We start from the raw sequence: 14,601 nt of genomic DNA on the forward strand, positions 1-14,601 counted from the left end.
GCAGTAAATAAAAAACCCGCCTCGGCGGGTTTTTTTACATCTGCATTTTTTCAATTCACTAACGGGATCCGTCGATAAAGCTCAATCATGTCGCCTGCCAGATCCTGAATCACCATGGCGTTCATCAGGTGGTCCTGAGAGTGAACGGTTATCAGGTTGACCGGGAGCTTGCCGGTTCCTTCGTCAAGACCGATAAGCTGTGTCTGGATCGTATGCGCATGCTTCACATATTCGCGAGACTCTTCCATTGCTTTTTCGGCTTCGTCGAACTCACCTTTGCGGGCCATTTGTAATGCCGTAAGCGCGGCACTTCGCGCCGCCCCGGCGTTGACCAGCAGTTCCATGATCGTTGTCTCTAAATCTTCCATGAGGTCACTCCAGCAGTTTGAGGGCTTTTTCCAGTACGGCATCGCCTTTCATCATGCCGTAGTCCATCATGTCGATCACCGCGACTTTTTTGCCCAGTGGGTCAGCCTGTGCCTGCAGTTTTGCCTGCTCGTATTTAACCTGTGGCCCCAGCAATACGATGTCGGCCGTCGCGATGTTGTCTTTAAACTCCGCAACCGGAACGGCTTTAATGGTGACTTCAACCCCTTTTTTCTGCGCGGCGTCTTTCATACGTTGAACCAGCATGCTGGTTGACATTCCCGCTGCACAGCATAAAACGATGTTCTTCATAATCAGCCTCGATCTACATGTGTTTATTGATAATTATCCCGTGCAGACCGCTTCAACAACCGCTTTACCGCGATTGTGTGTCAGGCATCACAAAGAAAACGGCATTTTCCTGAAACCGGTTACAATTCTGACGGGAGGAGAGAAAATTAGGCGACGGTTGTTCGAACAATGCGGTTTTTTCCCTGCTGTTTAGCGCTATAAAGCGCGTTATCGACACTTCCCACCAGTTGTTCCAGCGATTCGAAGTGCCATTCCCCCAGACCCGCACTGAACGTAACGTGCAGGTTTTCTTCCCGCCAGACGCGCCTTTCAACGGCGGTGCGCCAGGCGTCAAGCAATGAGAATGCGGCAGCGATCTGCTCGGCCTGGAAGATCACCGCGAACTCTTCTCCACCGTAGCGATAGACCGAGATGTTGTGTGGCTGCATTATCTGGATCCCTTCGCGCGCCACATTACGCAGGACAATGTCACCACTCAGATGTCCCCATGTGTCGTTGATCGATTTGAAGTTATCGATATCAATCAGCGCCAGTGCGAAAGGCTGGTGGGCGGTCAGCAGTTCATCCACATCATTGTCAAACGCGCGGCGGTTTTTGCAGCCGGTCAACGCATCGTGAGTCGCCTGGCGAACATACGCCATCTCCCGCTCTTTATTGGACTGAATCGTGTGGCTCAGCATCGCTTCCAGACGCGGTGCCTGGCTGACATCGCCCGTTTTGATCGCATTGATAATGGTCATTAATACGGTACGCGAGGCATGACGCAGATAAAGACCGAAGAGAATGATGATGATGGCTGCCAGCGCAAAGCCCCAGCCAACGATAGTGGTTTCGTGGCGGGTGATATCGGTAAGCGTTGCGCCAGATACCCGATAGATAACAAACCAGTCCGGGTTCGTGAAAGAGTAGTAGTAATACCAGGCATTGGTTTTCCGGTCGTAAAGATGGCCTTCGCCGCTGGTCATTTTGTCCATCAGCGCTTCGCTCACGTACTTTTTGAACAGGGCGCCGGTATCTGGGTGCAGCACGACGGTCCCGTCGCGTTCGACGACGAAGAATTCCCCTTGTACGGGGGCCACCATTTGTCGAAGGGTATACCCCATCGACGTCAAATCAAGATGAAAAGCGAGGGTTCCCTTGAGTCTGCCTTCTGTTGAAATCAATGGCTTATAAAGCGTAACTGTCGGATGCCCGGTAAAGTAGTCCGTATAATGATGGGTATAATGGCTGAAAATACTGGCTTCTGCGTGCGCGACAAACCACGGGCGCGTCCGCGGATCGACGTTTTTACTCTTTTCCGTGGGAGGCGCTTCTGGTGCGTGTAAATAATGCCCCTCTGTGTCGGCCAGCGAGATGGATGACACGGTCGGCATCAGGTTTTGCAAATGCATCAACATCTGCAGCCCTTGCGTCGGGTTGACGTTGAGCGTCTCATTCAGTATCTCGCTGCGGGCAAAGTACATCGCAGAGCGACCAAGGATATAGTCGTTTTCACGCAGGATTGATTCGGTATAGTTAACCGCCAGGTTATGCGTGAAGTTACTGTTAATCTTGTGATAATCCTCAAGGAAATCCTTTCTTTGCGAAAGAGAGACCACGACCGCGATCAGCGCAAAACTGCACAGGATCCCCGCGAAGCTGAGCATGATTGGCCGGGTAAAAGAGAGCTTTTTGCTGTGAAGTGCCATGAGTTGTACATCGATCCTGATGGTGAATATTTTTTGTCTGCCGATATCCTCTCAGCATAGTCGCTGTCCTGCGGTTCGCGGTGAATTATACGGAACACGATTTTCGGCAAGATGATTTATCTTAAGAATCACTAAGAAATTCCTTATCCATGTTTTTGCCGCCCCATTTATGCAAGAAATCGGAGGCAGGGCGAAACGAGGAAGAAGCTTTTCGCCCTGGCCAGCATCCCTTGCTGACCGGGTGACAATAAAAAACCGGACAATCGCTGACAATCGTCCGGTTTTAGCTTTCCGTAGCGTCTCGACACTTTTTTACCGTATTGCAGCGTGTTTCAACGTTATTGCGAGGCTCTTCCCAGCCAGCTGTCCCAGTCTTTCCAGACCGGCTGTAGACCCTGTGCCGTCAGGGCGGCGGCGACTGCCTCCGGACGTCGCCCGTCATGCGGTGCAAACTGTTCCAGCTCCGGGTGATCGTCGGCGTAACCGCCCGGCTGTGTTTTGGAAAACGCGCTAACGTTGTTAATTGCCAGCGGGATCACGCGATCGCGAAACGCCGGGGACTCACGCGTTGAAAGCGATAATTCAACCTCCGGGGCGAGCAGGCGAAACGCGCAGATAGTCTGCACCAGCTGACGCTCATCCATCAGCGATGCCGGTTCTATTCCGCCTGCGCAGGGTCGCAGGCGGGGGAAAGAGATAGAATACCGGCTCTGCCAGTAGTGCTGCTGGAGCCACAGCAAATGTTCTGCCACCATGTAGCAATCGACCCGCCAGCTGTCGGAGAGCCCAATCAGCGCCCCGAGACCGATTTTATCGATCCCGGCGCGGCCCAGCCTGTCCGGTGTCTCCAGCCGGAAGAAGAAATCCTGTTTCTTCCCCTTCAGGTGGTGCCGGGCGTACGTTGCCTCGTGGTAGGTTTCCTGGTAAACCATGACCCCATCCAGCCCGAGCGATTTTAACTCCGCGTACTCATCCTGCGACAGGGGCTGTACCTCCATCTGCAACGACGCAAACTCGCGACGTATCGCCGGAAGGTGCTGACGGAAATAGTCCATTCCCACTTTTCCCTGATGCTCACCCGTGACCAGCAGAAGATGTTCGAACCCCATTTCACGAATGGCGGCGCACTCACGTGCGATCTCATCTTCATCAAGGGTTTTCCGCTTGATGCGGTTGCTCATGGAGAAACCGCAATAGGTGCAGTCATTGGCGCACAGGTTCGAGAGATAAAGTGGGACGTAGAAGCTTACCGTGTTGCCAAAACGCTGGCGGGTAAGGCGCTGAGCGCGCTGCGCCATCGGTTCAAGGTACGCGCTGGCCGCCGGAGAGAGCAGGGCCATCAGGTCCTCACGGGTCAGATGACGGGCATTCAGGGCACGCTCCACGTCAGCCGCCGTTTTGCTGTTGATACGCAGGGCGATATCGTCCCAGTTGAGCTGACGCCAGCGTTCGGTAAACGTACTCATGAGAGAGCCTCCAGAAAACCGGTCAGCGGGCTGGTGGCCTGCGCCTGAAAACTGCGCGAGCCAGGGCCGGATCCTCTTGCCAGCAAGCCGGCCTCTACGGCCATGCGGAACGCGCGCGCCATCATGACCGGATCGTCAGCCACCGCAATCGCCGTATTGACCAGTACCGCGTCGGCCCCCATCTCCAGCGCCTGCGCGGCATGGCTTGGTACGCCAATCCCCGCATCTACCACCACCGGCACGGTGGCTTGTTCAATGATGATCTCCAGCATCGCGCGAGTTTCGAGACCCTGATTAGAGCCAATTGGCGCACCCAGCGGCATCACGGCGGCACAGCCGACCTCTTCCAGACGCTTACATAGCACAGGGTCCGCCCCGCAGTAAGGCAGGACGGTAAACCCTTGCTGCACAAGCTTTTCTGCTGCTTTCAGCGTTTCAATCGGGTCCGGCAGCAGCCAGCGGGCATCCGGATGAATTTCCAGCTTCAGCCAGCGGGTACCGAGCGCTTCACGTGCCAGCTGTGCGGCGAAAATTGCTTCTTCCGCCGTTTTTGCACCGGAGGTGTTGGGCAAGAGCGTAACGCCTGCCTCCAGCAAAGGCGCAAGAATGGCATCGTTGTGCTGGCGCAGATCCACGCGTTTCATCGCCAGCGTCACCAGCTGGCTGCCACTTTCACGGATGGCCTCTACCATCAGCTGTGGAGAGGCGAACTTTCCGGTTCCGGTAAACAGATGTGAATCAAAGATTTTATCGGCAATATGTAGCATCTCAGCCCCCTGCGATAACCTGAAACAGCAGGATCTGGTCGCCGTCATTGACCTGCTGATGTTCCCACTGCTCGCGCGGCAGGATCTGTTGATTGAGTGCCAGCGCCGTTCCCGGCTTGAGCTGACGTAACTTATCGAGCAGGGCGGCAATGGTCAGCCCGTCGTCGCAGCTTATCGGCTCATCGTTAAACAGAATGCGCATCGCGGCCTCCGCATACCGGGCAGTGGCTGGCGCGGTTTAAGGCCAGATGGCGCCAGCCGCCTGAACGAGCGTCGAACAGCCGCAGCGTATTACGTTCCGTCTCCATGCCGCTGAGCAGCTTGATGGCCTCAAGCGCCTGAAGGGTGCCCATCACTCCGACTACCGGGCCAAGAATGCCTGCCGTGCGGCAGTTGCGTGCGGGCTCGGCATCGTCCGGCCACAGGCAGCGATAGCAGCCCTGCGCCCAGGGGGGCGTCAGGACCATCATCTGTCCGCCGAACCCCACCGCGCTGGCGGTGATCAGCGGCGTGTTATTGATCACGCAGGCGGCGTTGATCGCCTGACGCGTCGCCATATTGTCAGTGCAGTCCAGCACCACGTCGGCCAGGGCGACCTCACGGTGCAGATTGTCATCGCTCAGCCGCGTCTGGAGTGCAATCAGTTCGATGTCCGGGTTGAGCTGATTCAGCCTCTGGCGGGTAATCTGCGCTTTGGGTTGATTAATGTCCTTTGTCGTGAAGAGGATTTGTCGCTGCAGGTTGCTGAGGTGCACCTCGTCGTCGTCGGCCAGCACCAGCGTACCGATACCTGCGCCTGCCAGATAAAGCGCGGCGGGGGCGCCTAATCCACCCAGACCAACAATCAACACCCTGCTGGCGAGCAGCTTTTGCTGCCCGTCGATGGCGATATCCTCCAGCAGAATTTGACGGCTGTAGCGCATAAAATCGCGGTCATTCATCGCCCGCTCCTGCCAGCTGTAAAAGCCGTGCCGTGGCCGCCTGCCAGTCCGTCGCCTGGGTAATCGCGCTGACGACGGCGATACTGCCGACGCCGGTTTCCAGTACCGCAGGGGCGCGTTCAAGGCTTATCCCGCCAATGGCAACGGTGGGGTAATCGGTCAGGCGCTTAACGTGTAACGCCAGCTGCGTTAAACCCTGTGGTGCGGAGGGCATCTGCTTGGTTTGCGTCGGAAAAACGTGGCCGAGGGCAATGTAGGAGGGGCGCGCCGCCAGTGCCACGTCAATTTCCATATCGTCGTGTGTCGACACCCCCAGCCGCAGCCCGGCTTTGCGAATAGCGTTAAGATCGGTAGTTTCCAGATCTTCCTGACCCAGATGGACGCCGTACGCCTGGTGCTTAATAGCCAGCCGCCAGTAGTCGTTGATAAACAGACGAGCGTGGTAGCGTCGTCCCAGCGCGATGGCGGCGATAACGTCGGCCTCAACTTCTTCATCGCGCTTATCCTTGATGCGCAGCTGGAGGGTGCGAACGCCTGCCTCCAGCAGGCGTTGGATCCACTCCACGCTGTCCACCACCGGATAGAGCCCTAAACGGAAGGGCACGGAGGGGAAATCAGGCTGGTACATTAGGCCTCCTCTTTTTTGAGGTAGATCTCGCCGCCTTTCGCGCGGAAGGTTTCTGACATGTCTGCCATACCCACTTCGATGGTCTGTGCGGCGGCGTAGTCGCGTACCTCCTGGCTGATTTTCATCGAGCAGAATTTTGGACCGCACATGGAGCAGAAGTGTGCCACCTTGCCCGATTCCTGTGGCAGGGTTTCGTCGTGGTAGGCGCGGGCGGTGAAGGGGTCCAGCGCCAGGTTGAACTGATCTTCCCAGCGGAATTCAAAGCGCGCCTTCGACATGGCGTTATCGCGGATTTGCGCCCCCGGGTGGCCTTTCGCCAGATCCGCCGCATGAGCGGCAATTTTGTAGGTAATCAGTCCTTGCTTCACGTCCTCTTTATTTGGCAGGCCCAGGTGCTCTTTCGGCGTGACGTAGCAGAGCATGGCGCAGCCGAACCAGCCGATCATCGCTGCGCCAATCCCGGAGGTGAAGTGGTCGTAGCCCGGTGCAATATCGGTGGTCAGGGGCCCCAGAGTATAGAACGGCGCTTCGTGGCAGTGCTCCAGCTCCTCGGTCATATTGCGGCGGATCATCTGCATCGGCACATGTCCAGGGCCTTCAATCATTACCTGTACGTCATACTCCCATGCAATTTTTGTCAGTTCGCCCAGCGTGTGCAGCTCGGCAAACTGCGCTTCGTCGTTGGCATCGCGAATGGAGCCCGGACGCAGGCCGTCGCCCAGCGACAGGGATACGTCATAGGCAGCGCAGATTTCGCAGATCTCGCGGAAGTGTTCGTAGAGGAAGTTTTCCTGATGATGTGACAGACACCATTTTGCCATGATGGATCCGCCGCGGGAGACGATGCCGGTCAGACGTTTTGCGGTCATCGGCACGTAGCGCAGCAGCACGCCAGCGTGAATCGTGAAGTAGTCCACGCCCTGTTCCGCCTGCTCCAGCAGCGTGTCGCGGAAGGTTTCCCAGGTGAGGTTTTCGGCGATGCCGTTCACTTTCTCCAGCGCCTGATAAATCGGGACGGTACCAATCGGGACCGGGCTGTTACGCAGGATCCACTCGCGGGTTTCGTGAATATAACGGCCAGTTGAGAGGTCCATTACCGTGTCCGCGCCCCAGCGCGTTGACCAGACCAGCTTTTCTACCTCCTCTTCGATGGAGGAAGTGACGGCAGAGTTACCGATATTGGCATTGACCTTCACCAGGAAATTGCGGCCGATAATCATCGGTTCGGATTCCGGGTGGTTGATGTTGGCAGGGATAATCGCGCGGCCAGCGGCCACTTCGTCACGCACAAACTCCGGCGTGATGTTTTCCGGCAGGCGAGCGCCAAACCCTTCACCTGGATGCTGGTGGCGCAGCACTTCGCTACGGATACGCTCGCGGCCCATGTTTTCACGAATGGCGATGAACTCCATCTCCGGCGTGACGATTCCCTGGCGCGCATAGTGCAGCTGGGTCACGCGTTTGCCCGCTCTGGCGCGTTTTGGCGTCAGCAGACCGGTGAAACGCAATTCGTCCAGACCGTCGTCGGCCAGGCGCGCTTTGGTGTACGACGAGCTTTGTTCGTTGAGTTCTTCACAGTCGTTACGTGCGTCAATCCACGGCTGGCGCAGCTTTGCCAGACCCCGCTGAACATTGATGGCAACAGAGGGATCGCCATACGGGCCGGAGGTGTCATACACCGGGACGGCTTCGTTATCTTCATATTGCGGGTTATCTTTGCTGCCGCCGATAAGCGTCGGGCTAAGCTGGATTTCGCGCATCGGCACGCGAATGTCGGCCTGTGAACCGGTGATGTATATGCGCTTCGAGTTCGGGAAAGCGGTACCTTCCAGGGTATCGATGAAGTGTTGGGCGTGTTCGCGCTGTTCGCGACGGGTCAGTTTAGTGGTAGACATAGCTCATTCCAGAAGTGAAGGACATGGCTTGTCAGACGACGGATGAAGCAAGAGAAGATCGCCTCAGGGGCGATACAACAGCAGTGTGACTCTTGTTCCCTTCGCAGGTATTAACCTGATCAGGTTCCGCGGATCCCGAATTAACGGTCTCAGCCCGCGCGTTTAAGCGCTGGGCACTCCGACAAGAAAAATCCCCCTCCGCAGAGGGGCGAATGGTTGTAAATTACTCGTTAACGATTAAGAACTCAAGCAGGGCGCGCGATGTTGTCTTCGTTACTCACATCCAGGCCGTTATCCAGGACGAGGGCGATCAGCCTGTCTTCCAGCGTGAATCGCTCTTCCAGCGCTTCGCCAAGATCGGAAAGCGCCTGCTGGAACTCAAGATAATTGTCGTGATCGATGGCATTTTCGAGCGTGGAATCGTAGTAATCCATGATCTGCTGGGTGTTGGCTTCCAGCAGCGGATAGAGTTTACTGGCCGCTAAATACGGCGTTGTCCCTTCCATTTCGCGGATAATACGTTCATAAATATTGAAATGTCCGTCGGACAGGTAGTCGACCAGGCTCTGACAAAAATCATCCAGCGCTTTTTCATTCAGCCGCATAAACGATTCTTTGCCAGGCTTAATACCGACCAGATTGTAATAAGCCACGAGTAGATGCTTGCGTACATGTAGCCAGCGATCCACCAGTTTGTTACTTCCTCTAACGCGCTCAGTCAGGCTTTCTAGCTGGTTTAACATGGTTGACTCCGCAAGGTTGAGAATTGAATCTGCTTATCCAAAATGTAACCACAATGCTAACAACATGTCAGTGAAGCGAAGGTAGTGCAATAGATATGGATCGTATTATTGAAAAATCAGATCTGGGTTGGTGGATCGTCAGTCACGAACAAAAACTATGGCTTCCTGCCGGGGAGATCCCTTATGGCGCAGCAGAGGCGTTCAATCTTGTTGGCCAGCCAGCACTGAAGATTGGTGAATGGCAGGGGGATGCAGTGTGGTTGATCCAACAGCCTCGCCGTCAGGAGATGGGATCGGTTCGTCAGGTGCTGGATCAGGATGTTGGCTTGTTCCAGCTGGCGGGGCGCGGCGTCCAGCTGGCGGAGTTTTACCGCTCGCATAAATACTGCGGCTACTGCGGCCATACCATGCACCCGAGCAAAACCGAGTGGGCAATGCTCTGCGGCCACTGCCGTGAACGTTACTATCCGCAGATTGCACCCTGCATTATCGTCGCCATTCGCCGTGAGGATACTATCCTGCTGGCGCAGCATACCCGCCATCGCAACGGCATTTATACCGTTCTTGCCGGTTTCGTCGAAGTGGGTGAAACGCTGGAGCAGGCGGTAGCGCGTGAAGTGATGGAAGAGAGCGGGATCAAGGTGAAAAACCTGCGCTACGTAACGTCTCAGCCGTGGCCATTCCCGATGTCCCTGATGACGGCGTTTATGGCGGAATACGACAGCGGTGAGATCGTTATCGATCAGAAAGAGCTGCTGGACGCGAACTGGTATCGTTATGACGATTTGCCTCTGTTACCGCCACCCGGCACCGTGGCGCGTCGGCTGATAGAAGATACCGTGGCGATGTGTCGGGCCGAGTATGAGTAGTGTTACACTGAGGCCATGACGCTTAAGGAACTGCAAAAATGACCGAACTGAAGAACGATCGTTATCTGCGTGCGCTGCTGCGCCAGCCCGTTGATGTCACCCCGGTGTGGATGATGCGCCAGGCAGGACGTTATCTGCCAGAGTACAAAGCCACGCGTGCGCAGGCAGGTGATTTTATGTCGCTGTGCAAAAACGCTGAGCTGGCGTGTGAAGTGACGCTCCAGCCGCTGCGCCGCTTCCCGCTGGATGCCGCCATTCTCTTTTCGGACATTCTGACCATTCCGGATGCAATGGGCCTTGGCCTGTACTTTGAAACCGGCGAAGGCCCGCGTTTTACCTCCCCGATCAAAAGCAAAGCCGACGTGGATAAGCTGCCGATCCCCGATCCGGAAGGCGAACTGGGCTATGTGATGAACGCCGTGCGCACCATTCGCCGTGAGCTGAAAGGCGAAGTGCCGCTGATTGGCTTCTCCGGTAGCCCGTGGACGCTGGCAACTTACATGGTTGAAGGTGGCAGCAGCAAAGCTTTTACCGTGATCAAAAAAATGATGTACGCCGAGCCGATGGCTCTGCATGCGCTGCTGGACAAGCTGGCGAAGAGCGTCACGCTCTATCTCAACGCGCAGATTAAAGCGGGCGCGCAGTCAGTGATGATTTTCGATACTTGGGGTGGCGTACTGACCGGGCGCGATTATCAGCAGTTCTCCCTGTATTACATGCACAAAATCGTTGATGGCCTGCTGCGTGAAAACGAAGGCCGCCGCGTGCCGGTGACGCTGTTCACCAAAGGTGGCGGTCAGTGGCTGGAAGCGATGGCGGCGACCGGCTGCGATGCATTGGGTCTCGACTGGACGACCGATATCGCTGATGCTCGCCGTCGCGTGGGCGACAAAGTGGCGCTGCAGGGCAATATGGACCCGTCCATGCTCTATGCACCGCCAGCCCGCATTGAAGAAGAAGTGTCGACTATACTCTCTGGTTTCGGCCAGGGGGAAGGCCACGTCTTTAACCTCGGCCACGGCATTCATCAGGATGTTCCGCCAGAGCATGCAGGCGTATTTGTGGAGGCGGTGCATCGGCTTTCTGCCCAGTATCACCAGTAAGGAGTGGTTATGGATCTCGCGTCGCTACGCGCTCAGCAAATTGAACTGGCTTCATCGGTGATCCGCGAGGATCGCCTGGATAAGGATCCCCCGCAGTACATTGGCGGAGCGGACGTCGGATTCGAGCAGGGTGGTGAAGTGACGCGAGCGGCGATGGTGGTTCTGAAATACCCTTCGCTGGAGCTGGTTGAGTACAAGGTGGCGCGTATCGCCACCACTATGCCGTACATTCCGGGTTTCCTCTCCTTTCGCGAGTATCCCGCGCTGCTGGCAGCATGGGAGCAGCTCTCGCAAAAACCTGACCTGCTGTTTGTGGATGGACACGGTATCTCACATCCGCGCCGTTTAGGCGTGGCCAGCCATTTTGGGCTGCTGGTGGATGTGCCGACCATTGGCGTTGCCAAAAAACGCCTGTGTGGCGCGTTTGAACCACTTTCCCCCGAGCCGGGTGCGCTGGCGCCGCTTATCCATAAAGGCGAGCAGCTGGCGTGGGTCTGGCGCAGCAAAGCGCGCTGTAATCCGCTGTTTATCGCGACCGGTCACCGGGTGAGTATGGACAGCGCACTGGCGTGGGTTCAGCGCTGCATGAAGGGCTACCGTTTACCGGAGCCAACCCGCTGGGCGGACGCCGTCGCTTCCTCGCGTCCGGCTTTTGTTCGTTGGCAGGAAATTCAGCCGTGATTCAGGTAAACTGCGGCTAATTTTCGATTCGAGACATCATCATGTTACAAAACCCGATCCATCTGCGCCTTGAGAAGCTGGAAAGCTGGCAGCACGTCACCTTTATGGCTTGCCTGTGCGAGCGCATGTATCCCAACTATGCCGCGTTCTGTAAGCAGACGGGCTTTGGTGATGGTCATATCTACCGCCGCATTCTGGATTTGATCTGGGAAACGCTGACGGTCAAAGACGCAAAGGTGAATTTCGACTCCCAACTGGAAAAGCTGGAAGAGGCGATCCCGGCCGCGGATGATTTTGATCTGTACGGTGTCTATCCGGCCATTGATGCCTGCGTGGCATTAAGTGAGCTGATCCACTCCCGTCTGAGTGGCGAAACCCTGGAGCATGCTATCGAAGTCAGTAAGGCATCCATTACGACCGTTGCGATGCTCGAAATGACCCAGGAAGGCCGTGAAATGACCGACGAAGAGCTGCGAGCTAACCCGGCGGTTGAGCAGGAATGGGATATCCAGTGGGAAATTTTCCGCCTGCTGGCAGAGTGTGAAGAACGTGACATTGAGCTGATCAAAGGGCTGCGTGCGGACTTACGTGAGTCGGGCGAGAGCAATATTGGTATAATTTTTAACCAATGAGACAACAAAACGTGATTTAACGCCTGTTTTGTCGCACCTCGACTCTTCCCTTCTGCCCCCCGTCTGGTCTACATTTGGGGGGCGAAAAAAAGTGGCTATCGGTGCGTGTATGCAGGAGAGTGCTTTTTTGGCATTTTCGTCGCACTCGATGCTTAGCAAGCGATAAACACATTGAAAGGATAACTTATGAACAAGACTCAACTGATTGATGTAATTGCGGACAAGGCTGATCTGTCTAAAGTGCAGGCTAAAGCTGCTCTGGAATCTACCCTGGCTGCTATTACTGAGTCTCTGAAAGAAGGCGATGCTGTACAACTGGTTGGTTTCGGTACCTTCAAAGTGAACCACCGCGCTGAGCGTACTGGCCGCAACCCGCAGACCGGTAAAGAAATCAAAATCGCCGCAGCTAACGTGCCGGCATTTGTTTCTGGTAAAGCACTGAAAGACGCTGTTAAGTAAGACGCGTGGCAGTGAACAGTTTTAGCGAAGGGGCGGCAACGCCCCTTTTGTCATTCCGGCGTGGAACGCTCGCGCTGGCAGGCGTGCTTCTGCTGTCTGCCTGCAGCCACGACACCTCTCTGCCACCGTTTACCGCCAGCGGCTACGCTGACAATCAGGGTGCGGTGAGGATATGGCGCAAAGATTCCGGCGGCGAAGTGCATCTGCTCTCCGCTTTCAGTCCGTGGCATAACGGCAATACGTCGACCGCGGAGTATCGCTGGCAGGGTGATTACCTGTCGCTGATTGAACTGAACGTCTACAGTAAAACCCCCGAACATGTGAAAGTGCGTTTTGACGACCATGGTGAGCTGAGCTTTATGCAGCGTGAAGTGAGTGGTCAAAAACAGCAGCTTTCCAGCGATCAGATTGCCCTCTACCGCTATCGTGCTGAACAAATCCGCCAGACCAGCGATGCGCTTCGTCTTGGACGTGTGGTGCTGCGTCAGGGGCGCTGGCATAACGATGGCACGGTAACCACCTGCGAAGGGCAGACGGTGAAGCCTGAGCTTGAATCCTGGGCGACCGAACATATTCAACGCCGTCAGCGTCATTCATCAATGGAAGTGAGTGTGGCGTGGCTTGAGGCGCCGGAAGGCTCTCAGCTGTTGCTGGTGGCGAACGAAGATTTCTGCACGTGGCAGCCGACAGAGAAGAGTTTTTGACGTAAATCCCCTCTCCCTTGAGGGAGAGGGTTAGGGTGAGGGGGAAAATTACTCGCCCTGCTCGCGCGCAATCGCACGATAACCAATATCCTGACGGCTAAAGCTACCGTTCCAGTGAATATCCGCCATCAGCGCATAGGCACGCTTCTGCGCTTCTGCAACGGTATGACCCAGTGCGGTAGCACACAGGACGCGGCCGCCGTTGGTCAGGACGCGCTCGTCGTCAGACAGTTTCGTACCCGCGTGGAATACCTTCGCACCGTCAATCTCTTCCAGCGGCAGGCCGTGGATTTCATCACCGGTGTTGTAGTTACCCGGATAACCGCCCGCGGCAATCACCACGCCCAGAGACGCACGTTCATCCCACTCTGAGGTTTTCTCGTCCAGCTTGCCTTCGCAAGCCGCCAGACACAGATCGACCAGGTCCGATTTCATGCGCAGCATTATCGGTTGAGTTTCCGGATCGCCAAAGCGGCAGTTGAACTCGATAACCTTAGGGTTGCCCTGCTTGTCGATCATCAGACCTGCATAGAGGAAACCGGTGTAGGTATTCCCTTCCGCCGCCATGCCTTTCACGGTAGGCCAGATAATGCGGTCCATGGTGCGCTGATGTACTTCATCCGTCACCACCGGGGCAGGGGAGTAGGCGCCCATCCCGCCGGTATTAGGACCGGTATCGCCATTACCCACGCGTTTATGATCCTGGCTGGTGGCCATCGGCAGAACGTGCTCGCCGTCGACCATGACAATGAAGCTCGCTTCTTCGCCGTCGAGGAACTCTTCAATCACGATACGGTGGCCTGCATCGCCAAAGGCATTGCCAGCCAGCATATCCTGAACCGCGGCTTCCGCTTCTTCGAGGGTCATCGCAACGATAACCCCTTTACCGGCGGCCAGACCGTCGGCTTTAATAACGATCGGCGCGCCTTTTTCACGCAGGTAAGCCAGAGCTGGCTCCACTTCGGTGAAGTTCTGATATTCCGCCGTCGGGATGTTGTGACGTGCCAGGAAATCTTTGGTGAAGGCCTTAGACCCTTCCAGCTGGGCAGCACCTTCCGTTGGTCCGAAGATTTTCAGGCCAGCAGCGCGGAACGCGTCAACTACGCCAATCACCAGGGGCGCTTCCGGGCCGACAATGGTCAGATCGATTTTCTCATTCTGGGCAAAGTTCAGCAGGGCCGGGATATCGGTCACACCGATGGCGACGTTCTGCAAAGCGGGTTCCAGGGCAGTACCGGCGTTACCCGGTGCCACGAAGACCGTTTTCACCCGCGGAGACTGCGCCGCTTTCCACGCCAGAGCGTGCTCGCGTCCGCCGTTACCAATCACTAATACTTTCATTTTTCT

General features: G+C 56.1%; 17 protein-coding genes and 1 riboswitch. Of the genes, 6 read left to right on the forward strand and 11 right to left on the reverse strand.

The window, feature by feature from the left end; all coding sequences use genetic code 11:
- Positions 1 to 50: 50 nt before the first annotated feature.
- From A4308_RS08190 to A4308_RS08235, 10 genes are all read right to left on the reverse strand, one after another.
- On the reverse strand, positions 51 to 368 hold the full coding sequence (locus A4308_RS08190; RefSeq protein ID WP_008503455.1) for a PTS lactose/cellobiose transporter subunit IIA: 318 nt from the start codon (positions 366 to 368) through the stop codon (positions 51 to 53).
- A 4-nt stretch (positions 369 to 372) separates the two neighbouring features.
- On the reverse strand, positions 373 to 678 hold the full coding sequence (locus A4308_RS08195; RefSeq protein ID WP_014882067.1) for a PTS sugar transporter subunit IIB: 306 nt from the start codon (positions 676 to 678) through the stop codon (positions 373 to 375).
- A gap of 146 nt (positions 679 to 824) precedes the next feature.
- Positions 825 to 2,366, reverse strand: coding sequence for a sensor domain-containing diguanylate cyclase (locus A4308_RS08200; RefSeq protein WP_045282300.1), 1,542 nt, complete (start codon positions 2,364 to 2,366; stop codon positions 825 to 827).
- A 338-nt stretch (positions 2,367 to 2,704) separates the two neighbouring features.
- Positions 2,705 to 3,832 carry a 2-iminoacetate synthase ThiH gene (thiH, locus tag A4308_RS08205; protein WP_014882069.1) on the reverse strand — a complete coding sequence of 376 codons (1,128 nt, stop codon included), beginning with the start codon at positions 3,830 to 3,832 and terminating at the stop codon, positions 2,705 to 2,707.
- Positions 3,829 to 4,599 carry a thiazole synthase gene (thiG, locus tag A4308_RS08210; RefSeq protein ID WP_045282299.1) on the reverse strand — a complete coding sequence of 257 codons (771 nt, stop codon included), beginning with the start codon at positions 4,597 to 4,599 and terminating at the stop codon, positions 3,829 to 3,831. The genes thiH and thiG overlap by 4 nt, the downstream gene beginning before the upstream one ends.
- 1 nt (position 4,600) lies before the next feature.
- Positions 4,601 to 4,801, reverse strand: coding sequence for a sulfur carrier protein ThiS (thiS, locus tag A4308_RS08215; RefSeq protein WP_014882071.1), 201 nt, complete (start codon positions 4,799 to 4,801; stop codon positions 4,601 to 4,603).
- A complete protein-coding gene (locus A4308_RS08220; RefSeq protein ID WP_045282298.1) occupies positions 4,785 to 5,540 on the reverse strand; it encodes a HesA/MoeB/ThiF family protein in 756 nt (251 codons plus the stop codon). Before A4308_RS08220 ends, thiS begins: the two co-directional genes overlap by 17 nt.
- A complete protein-coding gene (gene thiE, locus A4308_RS08225) occupies positions 5,533 to 6,168 on the reverse strand; it encodes a thiamine phosphate synthase (RefSeq protein ID WP_023336585.1) in 636 nt (211 codons plus the stop codon). The genes A4308_RS08220 and thiE overlap by 8 nt, the downstream gene beginning before the upstream one ends.
- On the reverse strand, positions 6,168 to 8,063 hold the full coding sequence (gene thiC, locus A4308_RS08230) for a phosphomethylpyrimidine synthase ThiC (RefSeq protein WP_023331766.1): 1,896 nt from the start codon (positions 8,061 to 8,063) through the stop codon (positions 6,168 to 6,170). The genes thiE and thiC overlap by 1 nt, the downstream gene beginning before the upstream one ends.
- A 79-nt stretch (positions 8,064 to 8,142) precedes the next feature.
- Positions 8,143 to 8,254: riboswitch (TPP riboswitch) on the reverse strand.
- A 54-nt stretch (positions 8,255 to 8,308) separates the two neighbouring features.
- Positions 8,309 to 8,806, reverse strand: a complete 498-nt coding sequence (locus A4308_RS08235; protein ID WP_014882075.1) for an Rsd/AlgQ family anti-sigma factor — start codon at positions 8,804 to 8,806, stop codon at positions 8,309 to 8,311.
- Positions 8,807 to 8,901: 95 nt separating this feature from the next.
- On the opposite strand from A4308_RS08235, the gene nudC reads away from it, so the two are divergent.
- From nudC to A4308_RS08265, 6 genes are all read left to right on the forward strand, one after another.
- Positions 8,902 to 9,675, forward strand: coding sequence for an NAD(+) diphosphatase (nudC, locus tag A4308_RS08240; RefSeq protein ID WP_023336587.1), 774 nt, complete (start codon positions 8,902 to 8,904; stop codon positions 9,673 to 9,675).
- 38 nt (positions 9,676 to 9,713) lie between these two features.
- Positions 9,714 to 10,778 (forward strand): uroporphyrinogen decarboxylase, encoded by a 1,065-nt coding sequence (gene hemE, locus A4308_RS08245; protein WP_023336588.1) that lies wholly within the window; start codon positions 9,714 to 9,716, stop codon positions 10,776 to 10,778.
- A gap of 9 nt (positions 10,779 to 10,787) precedes the next feature.
- Positions 10,788 to 11,459 carry a deoxyribonuclease V gene (nfi, locus tag A4308_RS08250; protein WP_023331768.1) on the forward strand — a complete coding sequence of 224 codons (672 nt, stop codon included), beginning with the start codon at positions 10,788 to 10,790 and terminating at the stop codon, positions 11,457 to 11,459.
- A gap of 41 nt (positions 11,460 to 11,500) precedes the next feature.
- Positions 11,501 to 12,091, forward strand: coding sequence for a YjaG family protein (locus A4308_RS08255; protein WP_014882079.1), 591 nt, complete (start codon positions 11,501 to 11,503; stop codon positions 12,089 to 12,091).
- 186 nt (positions 12,092 to 12,277) lie between these two features.
- Positions 12,278 to 12,550 (forward strand): nucleoid-associated protein HU-alpha, encoded by a 273-nt coding sequence (gene hupA, locus A4308_RS08260; protein ID WP_002445246.1) that lies wholly within the window; start codon positions 12,278 to 12,280, stop codon positions 12,548 to 12,550.
- Between the two features lie 11 nt (positions 12,551 to 12,561).
- Positions 12,562 to 13,254: a DUF1481 domain-containing protein gene (locus A4308_RS08265; RefSeq protein ID WP_045282296.1), complete on the forward strand. Its 693-nt coding sequence runs from the start codon at positions 12,562 to 12,564 to the stop codon at positions 13,252 to 13,254.
- Positions 13,255 to 13,302: 48 nt separating this feature from the next.
- On the opposite strand, the gene purD is transcribed toward A4308_RS08265, so the two are convergent.
- Complete coding sequence (gene purD, locus A4308_RS08270) at positions 13,303 to 14,595, reverse strand: phosphoribosylamine--glycine ligase (RefSeq protein ID WP_023331769.1); 1,293 nt, start codon at positions 14,593 to 14,595, stop codon at positions 13,303 to 13,305.
- Positions 14,596 to 14,601 lie beyond the last annotated feature (6 nt).

The sequence above is a fragment of the Enterobacter sp. ODB01 genome (genome assembly GCF_001623605.1).
GTDB classification, from domain to species: Bacteria; Pseudomonadota; Gammaproteobacteria; order Enterobacterales; family Enterobacteriaceae; genus Enterobacter; species Enterobacter kobei.